General features: G+C 35.6%; 18 protein-coding genes. 3 read left to right on the top strand and 15 right to left on the bottom strand.

The window, feature by feature from the left end:
- Window positions 1-5: 5 nt before the first annotated feature.
- The 14 genes from TX86_RS13300 to TX86_RS13365 form a co-directional block, all read right to left on the bottom strand.
- Complete coding sequence (locus TX86_RS13300) at window positions 6-653, bottom strand: response regulator transcription factor (protein ID WP_042350475.1); 648 nt, start codon at window positions 651-653, stop codon at window positions 6-8.
- Window positions 653-1,729: a sensor histidine kinase gene (locus tag TX86_RS13305; RefSeq protein ID WP_230203617.1), complete on the bottom strand. Its 1,077-nt coding sequence runs from the start codon at window positions 1,727-1,729 to the stop codon at window positions 653-655. Before TX86_RS13305 ends, TX86_RS13300 begins: the two co-directional genes overlap by 1 nt.
- Window positions 1,716-2,189 (bottom strand): GAF domain-containing protein, encoded by a 474-nt coding sequence (locus TX86_RS13310; RefSeq protein ID WP_042349270.1) that lies wholly within the window; start codon window positions 2,187-2,189, stop codon window positions 1,716-1,718. The genes TX86_RS13305 and TX86_RS13310 overlap by 14 nt, the downstream gene beginning before the upstream one ends.
- Before the next feature lie 129 nt (window positions 2,190-2,318).
- Entirely contained in the window at window positions 2,319-3,002 is a 684-nt protein-coding gene (gene narI, locus TX86_RS13315; protein ID WP_042349271.1) for a respiratory nitrate reductase subunit gamma, read from the bottom strand.
- Entirely contained in the window at window positions 3,002-3,562 is a 561-nt protein-coding gene (gene narJ, locus TX86_RS13320) for a nitrate reductase molybdenum cofactor assembly chaperone (protein ID WP_042349272.1), read from the bottom strand. Before narJ ends, narI begins: the two co-directional genes overlap by 1 nt.
- Entirely contained in the window at window positions 3,555-5,093 is a 1,539-nt protein-coding gene (gene narH, locus TX86_RS13325; RefSeq protein ID WP_042349273.1) for a nitrate reductase subunit beta, read from the bottom strand. The genes narJ and narH overlap by 8 nt, the downstream gene beginning before the upstream one ends.
- Window positions 5,083-8,757 carry a nitrate reductase subunit alpha gene (locus TX86_RS13330; protein WP_042349274.1) on the bottom strand — a complete coding sequence of 1,225 codons (3,675 nt, stop codon included), beginning with the start codon at window positions 8,755-8,757 and terminating at the stop codon, window positions 5,083-5,085. Before TX86_RS13330 ends, narH begins: the two co-directional genes overlap by 11 nt.
- Before the next feature lie 357 nt (window positions 8,758-9,114).
- Complete coding sequence (locus tag TX86_RS13335; RefSeq protein ID WP_042349275.1) at window positions 9,115-10,317, bottom strand: nitrate/nitrite transporter; 1,203 nt, start codon at window positions 10,315-10,317, stop codon at window positions 9,115-9,117.
- Window positions 10,318-10,371: 54 nt separating this feature from the next.
- A complete protein-coding gene (locus tag TX86_RS13340) occupies window positions 10,372-11,658 on the bottom strand; it encodes an MFS transporter (RefSeq protein WP_042349276.1) in 1,287 nt (428 codons plus the stop codon).
- Between the two features lie 253 nt (window positions 11,659-11,911).
- On the bottom strand, window positions 11,912-12,967 hold the full coding sequence (locus tag TX86_RS13345) for a hypothetical protein (protein ID WP_042349277.1): 1,056 nt from the start codon (window positions 12,965-12,967) through the stop codon (window positions 11,912-11,914).
- A 227-nt stretch (window positions 12,968-13,194) separates the two neighbouring features.
- Entirely contained in the window at window positions 13,195-13,797 is a 603-nt protein-coding gene (locus TX86_RS13350) for a dienelactone hydrolase family protein (RefSeq protein WP_042349278.1), read from the bottom strand.
- Between the two features lie 113 nt (window positions 13,798-13,910).
- Window positions 13,911-15,905 carry an acetoacetate--CoA ligase gene (locus tag TX86_RS13355; protein WP_042349280.1) on the bottom strand — a complete coding sequence of 665 codons (1,995 nt, stop codon included), beginning with the start codon at window positions 15,903-15,905 and terminating at the stop codon, window positions 13,911-13,913.
- Window positions 15,906-16,048: 143 nt separating this feature from the next.
- Window positions 16,049-17,413, bottom strand: coding sequence for a sensor histidine kinase (locus TX86_RS13360; RefSeq protein WP_042349281.1), 1,365 nt, complete (start codon window positions 17,411-17,413; stop codon window positions 16,049-16,051).
- The gene (locus TX86_RS13365; protein ID WP_042349282.1) at window positions 17,410-18,084 is read right to left on the bottom strand and encodes a response regulator transcription factor; all 675 of its coding nucleotides are present in this window, start codon (window positions 18,082-18,084) and stop codon (window positions 17,410-17,412) included. Before TX86_RS13365 ends, TX86_RS13360 begins: the two co-directional genes overlap by 4 nt.
- Window positions 18,085-18,371: 287 nt before the next feature.
- Here TX86_RS13365 and TX86_RS13370 point away from each other — a divergent pair, with 287 nt between their 5' ends.
- The 3 genes from TX86_RS13370 to TX86_RS13380 all read left to right on the top strand — a co-directional run bounded on the left by TX86_RS13370 (window position 18,372) and on the right by TX86_RS13380 (window position 20,243).
- Entirely contained in the window at window positions 18,372-18,821 is a 450-nt protein-coding gene (locus TX86_RS13370) for a hypothetical protein (RefSeq protein ID WP_042349283.1), read from the top strand.
- A gap of 14 nt (window positions 18,822-18,835) precedes the next feature.
- Window positions 18,836-19,177, top strand: coding sequence for a PepSY domain-containing protein (locus TX86_RS13375; RefSeq protein WP_042349284.1), 342 nt, complete (start codon window positions 18,836-18,838; stop codon window positions 19,175-19,177).
- 148 nt (window positions 19,178-19,325) lie between these two features.
- Window positions 19,326-20,243 (top strand): class I SAM-dependent methyltransferase, encoded by a 918-nt coding sequence (locus TX86_RS13380; protein WP_042349285.1) that lies wholly within the window; start codon window positions 19,326-19,328, stop codon window positions 20,241-20,243.
- Window positions 20,244-20,313: 70 nt separating this feature from the next.
- On the opposite strand, the gene TX86_RS13385 is transcribed toward TX86_RS13380, so the two are convergent.
- Complete coding sequence (locus TX86_RS13385; protein WP_042349286.1) at window positions 20,314-20,658, bottom strand: GIY-YIG nuclease family protein; 345 nt, start codon at window positions 20,656-20,658, stop codon at window positions 20,314-20,316.
- Between the last annotated feature and the right edge of the window lies 1 nt (window position 20,659).

Consider the following 20,659-nt stretch of genomic DNA (forward strand, 5'->3'; position numbering starts at 1 on the left):
TTACTTTAAAAATCCAATAACTTCTTCTTTAACGCATATTCCACTATTTCTGGTCTACTTTTCAAATGAAGCTTTTCCATAATTTTCGACTTATGTGCTTCCACTGTTTTAACAGATATAAATAGTTTTTCTGCTATCTCTTTATTACCGTAGCCTTTTGCCACATGTGTTAATATTTCTAACTCGCGTTGAGAGAGTACTTTAAATGGATCATGTTCATCTAAATCTTCATTATTCTTAAATACTTCACGAACGAGCAATGTTGCCATTTTCGGTTGAATATATGTACCCCCTTCATAAACCTTACGAATAGCTGACACTAATTCTTCATCAGGGGCATTTTTTAACACATAACCGGATGCTCCATTTTTCAATACATAAAATAAATATTCTTCTTCATCGAACATCGTCAAAATGATGATTTTTGTATCTGGAAAATCTTGACTAATTTTCCCGGTCGCAATTAAACCACTCTCTCCTGGAGGCATACTAATATCCATCAGAAGAATATCAGGTTTATACTCCGCTACCATAGAATAGGCTTCTTTTCCATCAGCCGCTGTTGCCACAACTTCCATGTCTACTTGATAGTTCAAAATCATCGAAAAACCACTTCGTACAACAGCGTGATCATCCGCAATAACTATTCTAATCATTTCATTTCCTCCTCTGTTTGATTCAAAAACAAAGGGATACTGAGTTGTATAGCTGTCCCCTTCTCAACTTCAGATTTAACTGTCAAATTACCATTAACAAGCTCTGCCCGCTCACGCATTCCATAAAGACCAAGTCCCGTTCCTTTTACTTCGATTGCATTTACATCAAATCCCGTTCCTTCATCCTTCACTATAAGATGTAGCTTCTCATTCTCTTCGAATAAGTTTACTTCGATTTGATCTACATCTGCATATTTGGTGGCATTAAGGATTGCTTCCTGACCAATTCGATACACAACTGTTTCTATTTCATTACTATAACGAGCAGCAGATAATGCCGAAGTAAATAAAACAACAATTCCATAATTATTTTCTACCCATTTGAAATGAGAACGAAAAGCTGCTTCTAATCCTAAGTCATCCAAAGCCGCTGGTCGTAATTCAACAGAAATATTTCGTATATCATCTAATATTCTTGATAAAGCTGTCTCAGTTTGTTTTAGTTTACCTTGAACATCTTCATCCAAATTCATATATTTCAATAAACGTATATCCACTAATGTACTTAATAATTCTTGTGCAACACCATCATGTAAATCACGAGAAATTCTCTTTCTTTCATTTTCCTGAGCTTTAATCACATTTTTCATTCGATTTCTCTCATACAGCATCTCTCTCGTTTTATATTGTTTTGTCACATCTAGAACCGTTAAAACACTAATTCCATTCTCTTCATCGATGAGAGTAAAGCTTGCAGTAAAGGGTAAAACACCATCTTTTTTTGTTTGTAAATATATTTGGAAAGAAGAGAAATTTTGATTTGGCTCCTTTAAATAACACTTCAAGCATGTTTGCTGTTCTTCCTCACTTGTAAACCCTTTACAAAAGTGACAAATCGACTGAGATTGTCTCAATTGTGTACAATCCATACTATCTAAATCTAATAATGATTCAGCAACTGGATTAATGGCAAGTAGTTGTGAATCCTGATCAAAAAATAATATTCCAGCAGAGCTATTATGATATAGATTCATCATAGCTTCATTTAATTGAAAACCATTATGACAAATCAAAGCTCTTCATCTCCTCAGAATAAAATGATTCAAATTCAGGAATGACTTTTTGCTTAAATTCACGAAATAATTCTTCCGTAACGCCATCTTCATAGCGAAAAGCTACTAACAGGATTGCTACTAAACAGCCTTGGTGAAATAACGGAATAGCTCCTAAACTTTTTAATCGTTCAGAAATGATTATTGGATAACTAATTAACTCAGAATGAGGCACTTCTTGTGTAATATTTTTCATCAATAATGGTTTTTCTGTTTTATAAACAATACCTGCTATTCCTTTACCGGATTGTAAAACGATTCGTTTATATCGATTATTCAAGTTTCCAGAAGCATAATGCCACTTTAATGTAGGAAATTCTATATTTTTTTGCACTATTGTTAATGTAACTAAATCAAACGCAAATTCATTACGTATATGATCTAGCTCTTGCTGAATTTTTAAATTAGCTTGTTCATTCATACATAACACTCCTTCATATAGAGCGCACTTTAGTAAGAGTTCTCTTTTATTCAATTTCAGTAAATATAATCTTATATTATTGTAATATAACTACAAAAGATAAAAAAGAAGAAGGTTAGCCCCTCTTCTTTATCTTTTATTTCTTCTATATATAATATAACTTCTATTAATGTAGCTAACAGGAACACTCCACACGTGAACAAGTCGAGTAAATGGCCACATTGCAAAAATAAATAGTCCCGTAAGAATATGAATTTTAAAACTTAGTGGCACATTAGCCATTAATGAAGCATCAGGACTAAAGATAAAGAGATTTCTAAACCATACAGAAATCGTTTCACGATAATCAAAGCTTGGCTCAACAACATTAGTTACAACCGTACTATACGTACCCATAATCACAATGAATAATAATAAAACGTTAACAATCAGGTCAGATACTGAGCTTAATTGACGAACGCTCTTTTTAGTAAATCGACGAGATGTTAATACAATCATACCGGCCAATGTAATAAATCCAAATATACTACCAATATATACTGCTCCAATATGATATAAATGGTCATTTACTCCAATAGCATGCAACCATTCTTTAGGAATAACAAGTCCAGCAACATGTCCTAATATTACTGGAATAACCCCAATATGAAACAGTATACTACCAACCATTAACTGTTTCTTCTCAACAAATTCACTTGATTTAGCCGTCCAACCAAATTGATCTGTCTTATATCGGAATATATGCCCGACAATACATGTTGCTACAGCAAGATAAGGCACTATTACCCATAGAAATTGTTCGATCATATTCATCACTGCTCCTCCTGTTCAATACAGGCTTTAAACGTCTCACGTAACGCATTAATTAAATAGAAATATGGTGTATCACTGTCCTTTAACGATTGTAAAAGATGATACGTTCCATCTTCTAAAACTGCAAGCATCATATCAAAACTTTCTTGTGCTCTTTGATCTCCTGACCATTCTGCAGCGAATAAAAATTCGCACATTAATGGGAGGTAATCAGAAAGTTCTTCTTTTGCCATATCTAGTCCAAACATTTCGTACATTACTTTAAGCTTTGCAAGCATTTGTCCGCGTTCTTTCGTATCGTTAAATTTAAAATACGTCATATAAAGCGTAGATTTCTTATCAAAATCAAATGTTTTTACATACATTTCTTCAATTTCTTCTAAGCTATATTCTTGTATTAAATTCCAATACTTTTTAATATCTTCATATCCTGGCTCTGAGGAGTCAAATGACTCCTCAAAAACCATCGGATGAAAATGGAGTTTTTCTGGATAACTCAACTGTTGAGCAAAGAAACCGAAAGCATGTTTATGTTCATAAAGCTTCTGTAAACTAATCACGCCAAATTCCTCCATAGAAGTTTTCTTCGTAAATTTCTTTACCACTCTTATTTGTTGAACCACTCATTACTCCGCAACCGCCGCAATCCATATTGTAGCCTTCCATACCTTGTGCACGATAAGGGTCCAAATGAGCCTCTTTATGAGACGTTGGAATAACAAAACGATCTTCATATTTAGCAATTGCTAATAAACGATACATCGCTTCAATTTGCGCAGCGGTTAATCCTACACGTTCTAATCTCGATTCATCAAATTCTTTACCAGATGATTTAGCACGCATATACAGACGCATCATCGCCATTTTTTGTAATGATTCTTTTACAGTTACCGTATCACCAGCTGTAAGCATATTCGCAATAAATTGAATAGGCGTACGCATTTCTTCAATAGCTGGGAATATTGAATCTGGATTTTGAATTGAATCCTTACCTTCAAAATAACTCATAATCGGACTAAGCGGTGGAACATACCAAACCATAGGAAGTGTACGATATTCTGGGTGAAGTGGGAATGCTAGCTTGTACTCAATTGCCAACTTATAAACTGGCGAATTTTGCGCAGCTTCAATCCACTTATCTGCTACACCGTCTTTTTTCGCTTGTTCGATTATCTTTGGATCGTTTGGATCAAGGAATAAACTACATTGTGCTTTGTATAGTTCTTTTTCGTCTTGAATTGATGCTACTTCTGATACTCTATCAGCATCGTATAATAAAACGCCTAGATAACGGATACGTCCTGTACATGTTTCAGAACATACAGTCGGTAACCCTGCTTCAATTCGTGGGAAACAGAATGTACATTTCTCTGCTTTATTCGTTTTCCAGTTGAAATACACTTTCTTATAAGGACATCCAGTCATACAATAGCGCCATCCACGACATGCCTCTTGGTCTACTAACACAATGCCGTCCTCATCACGCTTATACATTGCACCAGACGGACAAGATGCTACACAAGCTGGGTTCAAGCAATGTTCACATAGGCGTGGTAAATACGTCATAAATGCTTGTTCAAAATTAAATTTAATATCTTCTTCGATTTTCTCGATATTAGGGTCTTTCGGACCTGTAACATGAGCACCCGCTAAATCATCTTCCCAGTTAGGACCCCATTCTAAATCCATTTTTTCACCTGTAATAACAGAGTGTGGGCGTGCCACTGGTTGATGTTTTTTCTCACCAGCATTTGTTAAATGCTCGTAATTATATGTCCAAGGCTCATAGTAATCCTTTAACTCAGGCATATCAGGATTATAGAAAATCTTCGCTAAAGCAATTTTTGATAATTTACTACCTGCTTTTAAATCTAGCTTTCCGTTCTTTAATTCCCAACCACCTTTGTATTGTGATTGATCTTCCCATCTCTTTGGATAACCGATACCTGGTTTTGTCTCTACATTGTTAAACCACATATATTCTGCACCTGGACGATTCGTCCAAGTGTTTTTACAAGTCACGCTACAGGTGTGGCATCCGATACATTTGTCAAGGTTCAATACCATTGCTACTTGCGCTTTAATCTTCAAGCCACTTTACCTCCTTCATTTTGCGGACTGCAACATATACATCCCGCTGATTTCCGATTGGACCATAATAGTTAAATCCATAACTTAATTGTGCATAGCCACCAACCATTTGTGTTGGTTTCACATGAATTCTAGTTGGTGCATTATGGCTACCACCACGTTCATTTGTAATTTCCGAACCTGGAACGTTGATGTGCTTGTCTTGTGCATGATACATGAACATCGTACCTTTAGGCATTTTATGACTGACTACTGCACGCGCTGTAACAACACCATTTCGGTTATAAATTTCAAGCCAATCATTATCTTTAATATCATTTGAATCAGCATCTTCATTATTAAGCCAAACCGTTGGACCTCCACGGAATAATGTCAGCATGTGTTGATTATCTTGGTACATACTATGAACATTCCACTTACCATGTGGAGTTAAATAACGAAGTACTAGTGAATCTTGTCCACCAATAATTTGCTTATCTTTCGAACCAAATACCATTGGTGGTAATGTTGGTTTAAAGACTGGTAAAGCTTCACCAAACTGCAAGAAAATTTCATGGTCAATATAGAAATGCTGTCTTCCTGTTAATGTTCTAAATGGAACAAGACGTTCAATATTCGTTGTAAATGGCGAATAACGTCTACCCATTTTATTAGAACCAGGGAATACAGGTGTCGGAATTACTTCACGTGGCTGTGCTGTAATGTTTTCAAAAGTAATTTTTTCCGCAGCACGGTCCGCTGAAATATCTTTTAACTCTACGCCTGTATCTTCTTCAGCCGCTTCCCAAGCACGTTGAGATACTTTACCATTTGTTGCAGAAGATAGATTTAAGATGGCATTTGCAGCTTGTCGAGCTGATTGTAATTTAGGTAAACCATTTTTAATTGATTCATCCGAATACATACCATTTACATGTTTTAATTCTTCAAATTCTTCCGCTACTGAGAAATTAACACCATGAGCGCCGACTTTCCCTTTCGATAAGTTAGGTCCTAGCGTAATAAACTTGTCATAAATCTTCGTATAATCACGTTCAACTACAGCAAGCCCTGGCATCGTTTTGCCTGGAATCGCTTCGATTTCACCTTTTTTCCAATCTTTAATAACGCCATAAGGTTGAGCGATTTCATTGATTGAATCATGTCCAAGTGGTGATGTTACAACATCTTTATGCACACCTGGAAGATGTGTTTTCGCCATTTCAGAGAATGTCTGCGCTAGTGTTTTATAAATATCCCAATCCGATCTAGATTCCCAAAGTGGGTCTACCGCCGGATTAAATGGGTGAATAAATGGATGCATATCTGTAGAAGATATATCTGTCTTCTCATACCAAGTAGCAGCAGGTAACACAACATCTGCATACATCGGTGTTGCTGTCATACGGAAATCAAGTGCAACTAAAAGGTCTAATTTACCTTCTACATCTTCTCGCCATGTAATTTCTTCCGGTTTCTCATCTACATTTGGTTGAGATAATAAACCATTATGTGTTCCAAGTAGATGCTTCATGAAATATTCCTGTCCTTTAGCTGAACTTGAAATTAAGTTCGAGCGCCATACAAATAAAGAACGAGGGAAGTTTTCAGGTGCATCTGGATCTTCCACTGCAAACTGCGTTGCTCCAGAAGTAATTTGATTTAGAGCATGTTTTACGATTTCTTCATTCGTTGTCTTTCCTTGCTCTTTCGCTTCTTCTGCAAACTTCAAGCTACTCTTATTAAACTGTGGATATGAAGGAAGCCAACCTAGACGAGCAGCCAATACATTATAGTCAGCAGGATGTTTATAACGAATATCTCTACTTGTTGGTGACTGCAATGCATCTACACCGGTCTCCTCATACTTCCATTGATCCGTTGCAAAATAATAGAATGATGTAGCGTTTTGTAAGCGTGGTGGACCTTGCCAGTCTTTAGCAAACGCAACTGTTGACCAGCCTTCAATTGGACGACATTTTTCTTGTCCAACATAGTGCGCCCAGCCACCACCATTAACACCTTGAGAAGCAGTTAACACGACTAGATTAAGTATTGAACGATAGATCGTATCACTATTAAACCAGTGGTTGACACCCGCTCCCATAATAATCATTGAGCGACCTTCTGTATCAATTGAGTTTTGCGCAAATTCACGAGCAACTTGAACAACAAGAGATGGCTTAACACCTGTATGTTGCTCTTGCCATGCTGGTGTATAGTGAGATGCTGCATCTTCATAGCTTTTCGCGTTAAACTCACTGTCGATACGACTTACACCATATTGACTCAACATTAAGTCATAAACAGTAGCAACTAACTTTTCCGTTCCATCTGCTAGTTTCACTTTTTTCGTTGGAATAACACGTTTGAATGTGCCATTCTGTTTATTATCAAAGAACGGGAATACAATTTCATTCCACTCAGCTTCATGCTTTTCAATAGATAAAGCTGGCTCAATCATTGTTCCATCTTCACGTTCAAGAATTAAGTTCCACTTCTTATCTTCTTCCCAACGTTGTCCCATCGTACCGTTTGGAACGATGATTTCATTCGCTGTTTTATCGAAGATTACTGGCTTCCACTCAGCGTGTTGTGATGTTTCACCGAAATCACTTGCACGTAAGAAGCGACCTGCTTTTAAGCTTCCTTCATGTTCATCTAACATGATTAAGAAAGGCATATCTGTATATTGTTTTGCATAGTTCAAGAACATTGGCTCCTGACGTTCTACGTAAAACTCTTTTAAGATAACGTGCGTCATAGCTTGCGCTACTGCAGCATCCGTACCTGGGTTTGGAGCTAACCAATTATCAGCGAATTTAACATTCTCAGCATAATCCGGCGCAACAGAGACAACTTTTGTGCCTTTATAACGAACCTCTGTCATAAAGTGAGCATCTGGAGTACGTGTTAAAGGTACATTAGAGCCCCACATAATTAAATAACCGGCGTTATACCAATCACTTGATTCAGGCACATCGGTTTGTTCTCCCCAAATTTGTGGAGATGCAGGTGGTAAGTCAGCATACCAATCGTAGAAACTTAACATTTCTCCACCTAATAAAGAGATAAAACGAGCACCAGATGCATAACTGATCATCGACATCGCTGGAATTGGTGTAAAACCAGCAATACGGTCTGGACCATATTTACGAATTGTATAAATTAATTGAGCAGAAATTAATCGGTTGGCATCTTCCCATTTAACACGAACATGTCCACCTTTACCTCTAGCTTGCTTATATGCTTTTGATTTTTCAGGATTTTCTACAATACTAGCCCAAGCATCAATTGGGTTTGTATGTTCTTTCAATGCTTGTTGCCACATACGCCATAGTTTCCCACGAACATAAGGATACTTCACACGTAACGGGCTATATTCATACCAAGAAAATGATGCTCCACGAGGGCAACCACGCGGTTCAAATTCTGGCATATCAGGACCACATGAAGGGTAATCAATTTGCTGATTTTCCCAAGTTATAATTCCACTTTTAACAAATACTTTCCAACTACAAGAACCTGTACAGTTAACACCATGCGTTGTTCTTACAACTTTGTCATGTGACCAGCGTTGACGATACATGTTTTCCCATTCTCTGCTCTTTTCTTCAAGAATCGACCAGTCTCCAGAAAAACGCTCTGTCGGTTTAAAGAATTTTAGTCCAAATTTGTTTTTCATCGGACAAAACCACTCCTTTTGCAGAATGAAATAGATTGATAGGGAATCAATTGTTTGTTCATTCTTATATGCTCATTATTGAACAATTATAGGGGGAATACTATTAGGGAAGTTTCTATTTTTCGAGGGAAATCCCCTATCTAGCAAAAATATACATGCTATCTATTAATAGAAAGAAGATCAATGAAGTCTGCATACATTTTTAGTAAATAATAAAGCCCCTTCAAGGACTAATCTGAAATAGTGTACAAAATAAACGTACTTTCAAATTATCCCTTGAAAGGGCTTAGCTCATCTTCTGTTAAGGATCTGCAAGCAACTATGACTATTCATGTTCTTCCTATCACTGTAAGTTATTTAGCTTACTTTTTTCAAATAACCTTGTTTTTTCCAATCCTTCATTAACCACATTACTAATATAAGAGAAACGATATATGTTAACCCAATCCACCAAAATCCGAATGAGAAAGATCCTGTCATTTCTTTAAATGTCCCAAGAATATTCGGTAAAAAGAAACCACCTAATCCACCAGCAGCTCCAACGAAACCTGTGAAAATTCCAACTTTCTTTGGAAATCTCGTAGGAATTACTTGGAATAAAGCTCCGTTTGCTATACCGAATACAAGCATTAACAGAATAAACATGACTAGTGATACACCAGCTGATACTTGAATAAATCCTATAGCAGCTAGAATAACTGCTGATAATCCATATAGTTTTAGAAGAAGACCCATTCCTCCTAATTTATCTGCCATATATCCGCCAATCGGTCTTATAAAACTTCCTGCAAGAACAGCCATTGTTACATAATCCCCTGCTGTAACTTTACTTACTGCAAATTGATCGACAAAGTAAATAGAAAGATAGCTAGTTAAACCAACAAATCCACCAAATGATAGACTATAAAAGAAACTTAAAATCCATGTTTCCTTAATCTTTACAATTGATAAATACTGAGCAATTGTCATTGGTTTTACTGCGTTAGGACAATCTTTTGCAAAAATTATAAATACGATAAACGCGATAACTAACGGAATAAGTGCTATAGCAAATACTGCATGCCAGCCGAATGCCTCAGCAATTCGTGGAGCAAACAATGTTGCTAGTACTGTTCCACTATTACCAGCACCTGCTATTCCCATTGCTAAACCTTGATGTTCAGGAGGATACCAGCGACTCGCCAAAGGTAAAGCAACTGCAAAGCTAGCACCAGCAATTCCAAGTAAAAAACCAAATGCATGAACTTCATTTAAAGAGTTTCCATACAGCCATCCCCACAATAATGGTATCATCGTTAAAATCATACCGATGGCCCCTATTCTTTTTCCACCAAAACGATCCGCAAGTAACCCCATTGGAATCCTTAGTAGTGAACCCCCTAATATAGGTATCCCTACCATTAATCCTTTTTGTGCATCGGTTAAACCAAAATCTTGAACCATAAAGGTTGATAGGGAACCGACTATAACCCATATCATAAAACTGACATCAAAATATAGAAAAGAAGATAACAATGTCGGTAAGTGACCACTTTTCAAAAAGCTAGTATTATTACTCATTAGTATTTTCAACTCCTGTAAAAGTTGTATGACCAAACCAAACCATTGAATCTATTAGCATTTAATTTCTGCATTTTTTCTAGAATAATAGTACCAACAAATAAATAAGCTGATTACGTAGTATCCAATTAAAATGTATAGTGATAAACTTACAGATCCTGTTTTAGATATAGACCAACTAAAGATTTTAGGAATAAAGTAAGCCCCATAAGCCGCAATCGCTGCAGTAAACCCTAGTACAGGTGCCGCTAACTTCGCATCAAAAATCATCGGAATCATTCTAAAAGTAGATCCGTTTGCAATACCAGTTGTAAAGAAAAGAACTAAGAACATAATTAAGAAACCTGTGAAATTGTGAGCATTAATGAAATAAATAACACCAAAAGTAGCTATTATCATAAGAATGATGTCCCAAAATGTAACAATTGCTCCTCCTAGTTTATCAGAAACCCATCCTCCGACAGGTCTAACTGCTGCACCAACTAAAGGTCCAAGGAAGGCTAATTGAATTGTGATTTCAGGAAACTCTTGTTTAATCAATAATGGGAACGCTGCACCAAAACCGATAAAAGATCCAAAACACATTGTGTATAACCAAGTCATAATCCATGTATGTTTATGCTTAAACATAGCTGCTTGATCTTTAAGAGATTGCTTAGTATTCGGTAGGTTGTCCATTCCAAATAGTGCCGCAATAGCAGTAATAGCTATAGGAATAATCCATATGAAAGCTGCGTTTTGTAACCAAATCTCTGTTCCATCTGCTTTTAATTGTGAAGCACCTACGAAACCGCCAAATGCTCCTAAAGTAATAACAATTGGTGTTAAAAACTGAATAGCACTTACGCCAAGATTACCGATTCCTGCGTTTAAACCATTAGCAGTACCTTTTGATTTCTTTGGATAGAAGAAGCTAATATTCGCCATTGAAGATGAAAAGTTACCGCCTCCAATACCACAAAGCGCTGCTAAAATAGCCATTGTTGTAAAGCTAGTTTCAGGATTTTGAACAGCAATACCAATTCCTATTGCAGGAATAAGTAAAGCAGCAGTACTGATTACAGTCCAGTTCTTCCCTCCAACAATTCCAGGCATAAAGGTGAAGAATATTCGTAAAGTTGCACCCGCTAAACCTGGAAGAGCAGCCAATGTAAATAATTCATCAGAGCTAAAGTTAAATCCTACTTCATTTAATTGAACAGCAACAACCGACCATATTTGCCAAACAGCAAATGCAAGAAAAAGTGCAGGTATTGAAATCCATAAATTTCTATTCGCATGTCGCTTACCTTCCGCATTCCAAAAGGCTTCATCTTCTGGTGTCCATTTGGTAATTCTCATCTTTTCCTTCATCCTCTCGTTGTAATATATAATCTGAATGACGTTATTGATTCCCCTACCTCTACTATAATAAAGTCAAACAAAAAGAATATTCGTAATCTCCCTATTTCTCAATAGGGAATCCTCTATATAGAAAAAACGGCACCGTTTTTTTGATTAAATTATTACAGATTTTTTTACACCCACTCAAAAAGAGCCTATGTCAATAGTGAGAGATTATCACTTTTGATATAGGCTCTGAACCATACATAGATTATTTAAATTCATTCAAATTACCCTTATCTATTAACATACGAATAAATCTCTCTGGCTCATCAACTCTGATTGCAACTTCTTCATATTGTTTTTTAATCCCCATGAAAAGTGTTGCTTCTACAGGTCGCTTTAACTTCAAAATCAAGTGGGGAGTGATTTGTTCAAAATCACGAGCCATGAAGTCAATTGTGGTTTTAGGTAGCTTTTTCTCTAGTGTTTCAGAATCAGCTACAAGCTCCTCAATATCCTCGTATTTAATTTCCATACGCTTCATTAAGCCAAGTGAAATATACATACGGTCCTCTGCCAATTGTAATGGATTTAATCGTAAAGCTTGAATATCACCTAATATAAAAATAACAGAGTATATATTGATTACTAATAAAATCACTGACAATAGAAGTGATTGATTGTGTAACCACCAATGCAGCCCAAGAGATTCTAGAACAATGGCATGAATAAGCATCACTTGAAACGTAATGACATTTGATTTGTGATATACGGTAAATGATGATTCATTCAGAATCGGCTTTGTTCTCCAACTAGCAAGCGCATAATAAAACATCAATAATTCCGAACATATGATTTGAATAATTGGAATACTTTTCACTTTCTCATCCGTTGCTTTTGCATATGAAAAAACCACTGGCAGCGAACTTTCTTTCACTTTTCGCACAATAGCAGGTAAATGCTTAAACAATGTTACAAGAACGAGAACCTCCAATAAAACAATTCCTCCCTCTACAGCAAACCCAATCCACGTAACCGCTGCAAAAGGCTCTAAATATTCCATTGGAATTACAAATCTCGTAATTATCAGACCTGATGCCATTAAAGTAACTGTAAATTTCCAGTTCCACTTACGTTTCCACCTAAGTATTAATAGTGGTGCAACGATGGTTAAATCAATTATAGAACCAATAACTGCACCAGTAGCGCTTTCTGTTAAGATACTAGTTCCCAATGTTGTATGATAAATGGCAATATTAGATCCTACTACTAACAAAAATAAAGCAAGCCAGACGTGGTGAAGGTTGTTTCTTTTTAAAATCATGATGCTTTCCCCTTTGTTATTTTACATAATTTTACCATACATATATTGTTAATATTATCCTAATTATTACATGTAATTGAATATTATATAAATCAGCAGGCGTTTTCTTTTCTATAGCCTTCTTTAACAATTCTATAATAATGTAGTATTCTATCAAGAATAATTATGAATTGATGACTTTTTTCACACTTGCTAGTGAAATGTATCTTTAATCAGCGAGTTTCTATTTATTGCCCACAAAATCGAGATAAAAAGTTCGTCACTTTACGAAACGCCATTTGCGCAGACTGCTCATCATATTTAGGAGCATATGGATTCAAACATCCGTGAAGACCTTCCAACATAACACATTCAATATTTTTCTGTATTAATTTTGAGAGCAACGCTTCAACTTGAAAGGATGGCTCTTTTTTTGGAAAGAAAAGTAATATAGGACATTGAGGTGTTATGTGTAAGTAATCTCTTATACGCGAGCCGTAGAATCCTACTACACCATTAACACCTTCTTCCTCACTACTTAGCCAAGCTATCGTCGCGCCAATACTAAAGCCAATCAAAATCACAGCTCGATATTGTGTGTTCATTTCCTTTACTAATTCTTTTACTTTATTCGTAGCGTTCATGAAACCAATGTTTCTCATAAAATAGTTATAAGCTATCTCTTCCTCATCATGACTAAAAGGCTCTTCTCTATGTAATAAATTCGGACAAAGCACATCAAAACCATTTTCAGCAAATACATTACATACATCCTGCATATGTTGATTCAACCCATATATTTCATGAATAACAATCACAAGTATTTCCGATTGATTATGTATTTGTATCAAATTACACCTCCTGAATTTTCTCTTATCCTACTATTTATTATAAGCTTTAACTAAGCGTAAAAGGGCATTGAACAGTGATTTAAAACACCATTCGAAAGCCCTTTTCTACTAATCTATTTGGAAATAATTTGTTTCAATTGTGTTTCGGAGAAGTCTTTGAAGTAATCTAAAGATGTTGGATTAGCCATCGCGTCTTGATTTGCTGCTTTTTCCATTGGTACTCCCATAATAATCTTACGAACAGGTACTTCCATTTTCTTGCCTGTTAATGTGTAAGGTACTTGTACGATTTGGAAGATTCCATCTGGTACATGACGTGGTGAACAATGTGTGCGAATACTTTCTTTTATTTTTTTCTTCAATGAATTATCTAACTCAGCACCTTGCTTTAACACAACGAATAACGGCATGAAAGAATTACTTCCCTCAAGGTCTAAGTTTACAATCATACTATCTTGAACTTGTTCTAATGATTCAACAGCTGAATAAATTTCACTCGTTCCCATGCGTACACCGTTACGATTCAATGTTGAATCAGAACGCCCATAAATTATACATGTTCCTCTTGATGTGATTTTCAAATAATCACCATGACGCCAAATATCAGCAAATGTTTCGAAGTAGCTTTCATTTAGACGCTCATTATTATCATCGTTCCAAAAGTATATAGGCATAGAAGGCATCGGTTGAAGAACAACTAATTCACCAACCTCGTCAATTAGCGTTTCACCTTCATCACTATAAGCATGAACATCTACACCAAGAGCTCGGACTTGCATTTCACCAGCATAAACAGGTTCAATTGGTATACCTGTAACAAACCCAGAGCAAATATCGGTTCCACCACTTTGAGAAGTAAGCCATAAATCTTGTTTCACATGTTGATATATCCATTCAAAAATTTCAGGACCCGAAGGCGCTCCACTTAGCATCACACTTTGCATATGCGAAAGATTATATTTTTCTTTTGGTGAAAGCCCTACTTTTTTCATTAAATTCACATACATCGGACTTGCACCAAACATTGTTGTTTTGGTTTTTTCAGCAATCTCCCATAACGTCCCTAAATGAGGATAGCCTGGATTGCCATCATAAAGAACGATAGCCGAACCTGTCAGCAATGCGTATGTTAAGATATTAAACATCATCCATCCTGTTGATGTATAGAAGAAAATACAGCTCTCAGGCCCAAGATTAGCGTGAAGAGATAATACTTTATAAGCTTCTAATAACATCCCACCGTGACTATGAACGATAGCCTTCGGAATACCAGTTGTTCCAGATGAATACATAATACTTAAAGGATGATCAAAAGGTACTCCTTCAAATCTAAATTGAGAAAATGGTATTTCAGGTTGGTTTAGTAATTCACTCCAGTTTTTCGCATCTACTATTGCTTGATTTTCCTCTCGATAAAGATGCGTTACATAAACGACCTCTTTTAAACTAGGAAGCTGTTCAATAATCGCTTGTACTTCCACTCTTCGATCAAACGATTGTCCACCATATTTATAACCATCAACTGCAAATAACACTTTTGGTTCAATTTGTTGAAGGCGATCAAGCACACTTTGATTTCCGAAATCAGGAGAGCAGCTCGTCCAAACAGCACCAATGCTCATTGAAGCCAGCATTGCGACAACAGCCTCTGGTATATTTGGTAAGTATGCCGCTACTCGATCACCAGGTTGAACACCCATTATTCGGAGTTCCGTTGCTATAATAAGCACTTGCTTCTTTAATTCATCCCACGTCATGCCTTCCAGACCACGAATTTCAGATTGATGATGAATCGCTACCTTGTTAGTCTCTCCTTGTCTTAATACATGCTGTGCAAAATTCACATGTGACCCTTGAAACCACTTTGCTCCCGGCATTGTTTTATTTACTAACACCTTTTCATACGGAGTAGAAGATTGAATATCGAAGTATTCCCAAATCGATTTCCAAAACAATTCAAGTTCATTCACAGACCAACGATAAAGAGCTTGATAATCTTCAACCTGTAATCCCTTTGTTTGACGGAGCCATTCCATATACTTACTTACGTAAGCGTTTTCTTTTATAAAATTGTTTGGTTGCCATAGTAATGTACCTTCCGTTACCATATCGTTTCCCCCTCTATTTGCATGAACTTTTATTTTTGAATATTTTCCCTACAAAAACTTTATATGTAAATATACGACAGAAATGTTTAATATCCTGCAATAATGAGCGTGCAATCGACATACAAAAAAACAAGCATATAATTTTATGCTTGTTTCTCAATTGGGAGTCGAAAAGTAAAGGTACTGCCTACACCTAATTCACTTTCAACAGTAATAGTCCCACCATGTAATTCAACAATCCATTTCACCATGGATAATCCTAGACCTGTGTTTCCATTATTAGAAGCTGTTCGTGATTCATCGACTCGATAGAATCTATCCCATATTTTAGTGATATGCTGTTGACTAATCCCTATACCGTCATCTGAAATCTTACCTATAATGTTGTTTCCTTCACTAAATAGACGTACATTCACATGACCGTTTTCTTTACTATAGGCAATCGCATTATTTATCAAATTCATAAGCAATCTTGTCATCAATGTTTGATCTGCTTTCATAAAAAGATTTTCTTCAATATTTGCTGTTATATTAATAGAAGCATCCTGAGCCATTAACTGTAATTCTTCTACGACTATTTCTGTTAGTTCACTCATATTAATTCGCTCAAATATAAACGTATTCTGTTTCCCTTGATCAGCACGTGCTAATAATAACAACTGAGAAATGAGCGCAGACATTTTTCGAGACTGTTTCAAAATAACCTCAAGTGATTCTTCTATTTCTTTCGGATTATCACTCTGTGATAAAGCGTATTCACATTGTGAAATAATGACGGAAGTTGGTGTTCTCAGCTCATGAGATGCATCAGAAGTAAATTGCTTTTCACTTTCAAAAGAATTTTGTAATCGTTCAAACATATTATCAAAGGTTTTTGCTAAGTTATAAATTTCATCCTTCGATGAACCTTGCAAGTTGATTCGCTTTGACAAATCCTTGCCATCACCAATTTCACTTGCTGAATCAATCATTTGCTGAACAGGACGAAAAGCTCTACGTGTAATATAATATCCACCAACTGCCGCAATGAGTATAAGAAAAGGAAACGAGATGAGAGTTACGATTATTATCGCATTCATAGCTGATGATAATTGATTCTTCGTCATCAAACCACGAACCCAAACCCGCTCCTTCCCTTGAAAATAATCATAGACCATCCACTCTTTGTTACCTTCTTTTATTGTTTGTAATTCATCCGATTTCAAAGATGTTGTTTCATTAAAGCCTGAAGGAATACTCCCTTTAAGTAGCTCACCTTGATTATTGTATATGAGAATACTTACACCATCTTCAAAGTACTCTACATCATCATCAATCTCTAATTTGCCATGCTTGAATTCAATATCTTCAAATGTTTCTTTTACCGTACTCTCTAATTGATTTTGCATTTTAAAAAGTAACACTTTATCTGACGATGCCAAAATAAAAGCTAACACCAGTGCCATAATAATTACAATCAGCCCTGTATACCACAAGGTCACTCTCATTTTTATCGATAATCTGTTCATGACTCTACTCTCAATACATAACCAGCACCTCTAACTGTATGAATCAGCTTCGTATCAAACTGGCTGTCAATTTTTTTACGCAAGTATCGAATATATACGTCAACAATATTCGATCCCCCTTCATAATCATAGTTCCATACATGCTGCTCGATTTTATCTCGTGTTAGCACAACTTCTTTATTACGAATCATATATTCCAAAATAGCAAATTCCTTACTCGATAATTCAATTACTTGATTACCTCTAGTCACTTTATGCGTATTACAATCTACTACTAAATCATCGATTTCAAAAATATTCGATGTATTTCCAGTTTGTCTTCGCATTAGCACTCGAATTCTTGCTAGTAGTTCATCAAAAGCAAATGGCTTCACTAAATAATCATCTGCCCCTAAATCCAACCCTTTCACTCGGTCATCTATCGAATCTTTCGCTGTCAATATGAGGACAGGCGTTGTATTATTCTCCGCTCGCATTCTTTGTAACACTTGTAAACCATCTATTCTTGGAATCATAATGTCTAGGACAATTATGTCATAAGAAGCCATACGGATATAGTCTAGTGCATCTTCTCCATTACCGCATGCATCAACACTATAATGTTCTGCATTTAATCGTTTTACTAATATATTTTGTAAGTCTTGTTCGTCTTCAACAATCAAAATTCGCATACGTAATCTCCTTTTCTTCTCATTTATATGTATCACTATAATCTCAAAATATTAAAGAAAGATTAGAAACAAATTCTAAATCAAGGAGGACCAGTGACGGTTTTTCTGCCGCATAGCTCTTTTTCGTTTGAGAGTAAATCAAGGAGCGTAGGCATCAATCGAAAAAGACCGGTGACGGTTTTTCTTATTATATCATGTAATTTTTTTCACATTAATCGTCCTTTAATGTTCGCTCGGTATGATAAAGACAAGGAAAAGGAAACACAGTTTATAAGGAGGAAGACACGATGAAAAAATGGATGATGATTGGGGCAATATCATGTTTATTCTTAACAGCATGCTCCGATGAGAATAATAAAGACACAAAAGTACAACAACCTCAAGCAAGCAATAATGAACAACAAACAGAAACTGTTCAACAACAGCCTACTACAAATAATACTCAACAACCAAAAGACTTCTCAGCCGAAGTTGCTGCAATGATTAAAAAAGCAGAAAGCACAAAACCAATTGGAACAAAAGATGAGAACTTAAATACGTACTTAGCAGTTAAGCAAGAAATTGAACAATTAGATGACAGCATGGATGCATATGACGACCAGCTAGAAGCAGATTATCACGCAGGTAATCTAACCGCTGAACAATATCAAACACAAGAAAGAAAATTAGATGCACTTGAAGATCAACTAGATCAAGCGGAAAATGCGCTCGAAATAAGATTTGGGATTGACGATTAATAATAGAGGAGTGAATGAAAATGTTAAATCAACTATTTAAACATAAAAAGAAAATAATCATAAGTATTGTTACTGTATTCATAATTGGTATCGCTATTGCGGGTGGATATTATGGTATTGGTTACAATTATGCTAAGAAAAATGAAAATTACACGGAGAAACAAGTGCGTGAAATTGCCTTATCACAATCACAAGGTGAAATTCTTAGCATAACTAAAGACTTTGAGCTTGAAGATGATAACTTACCACGTTCTGAATTCGAATATGAAATTGAAATCAAAACACCAGAAAATTTATTAAATGTTGTAAAAGTAAGCGCAAGAACTGGCGTAGTAGAAATTGATCATGAGGATTAAAAAAACATTGACAAGAAAATATTTATGTGTTATGATTAAATTTTAATAACTTTACAACATTAATTTTCAGCAATATAATAAACTCCTAATGAATATCATTAGGAGTTTTTCTGCGTTCTTAAACTATCATATAAGGGTGGCGTTTGTTATGGAAAATAATAAAGAAAGTTTAACCGCGTTAGTTAGTTGCTTTGCAAGAGGATATCACGCATTACAAAGTAAGAATCCTATATTTAACGATACACTCGCCTTATCTTTAATCAAAGAAGATGAACAAGAGCTAATCGCTACAAATTGGGCAAATGCCTATCATTTTTTTCATCCTGAGCCAAGTAATGCTCCTTTAACCACAGATGAGAAATTAAGTTGGGTTATGAATACACAATGTATTCCTCAATTAGTGAGCAGATCAAGATATGCTGAGGATCAACTTATATCGGCGATTAAAAGGGGTATTAAGCAATATGTTATATTAGGTGCTGGTATGGATACCTTTGCTTATAGACAAGAAAACTTACCAGAAGACTTTATGATTTATGAAGTAGATCACCCTGCCACTCAACAATTTAAACAACAACGTCTGAAAGAAATGGGCATACTAATTCCTGAGAATGTAAAGTTTGTTCCCGTTGATTTTACTCATCGTTCTTTACAACATGAACTAATGAAACACGGATTCAACAAAGATGCATTCAGTTATTTTAGTATTCTTGGTGTAGTCATGTACTTAAATAAACCTGACTTTTTCAAACTACTTTCAACAATTGCAGAAATTGCGCCAAATGGAAGCTCCGTCGTATTCGATTACTTAGATAATGACGCTTTTAACGATGATTGCGCATCTGACAAAATAATGAAGATGAGACAAATTACAGCTGCAACAGGAGAACATATTATTACAGGCTTTGATCCATTAACACTAGATATTGAACTTCAAAATTCTCAAATGTTACTCTATGAAAACTTATCGCCCGAACAAATTGAAGATATGTTTTTTTCAACAAGAGAAGATGAAATGCATGCATTCGATCACTTTCATTTCGCTCATTTGGCTATTCGAAAATAAATATCAAAAAGCGAGAAAAGACAATCCTTTTCTCGCTTTCCCTTTAAATGATAAAGATTTAACCATTATTCTAGGCATTATACCCACGTTCACCAAATGGCTGTAATTCATTTATCCATTTTTCTTCTAGTTTTTCTAACTCTTTTTTCTCATCAAAAAAACCTGTTTCCTTCTTCTTGAGAACTTCTAAAATCTCAAATTCAAAAATATCCGCACCAAATTGTTTCGCATCCTCTTGTAGCTGGCTGTTCATATGCCCACCATTTTTCAGCATGAACTTAACACCATTCAATGTTTTCAAATTTCGAGTACTTGCTACAAATATCTTTTGATTCTTCGTATTCGTAATTTGATACACCCCAGCTTCAATTGGTGTTTCCTTATAAAGTTGTTTCAATTCCTTTTTTCTTTCCATT

Source organism: Bacillus massiliigorillae, assembly GCF_000380245.2.
Lineage (GTDB): Bacteria > Bacillota > Bacilli > Bacillales > DSM-1321 > Bacillus_AD > Bacillus_AD massiliigorillae.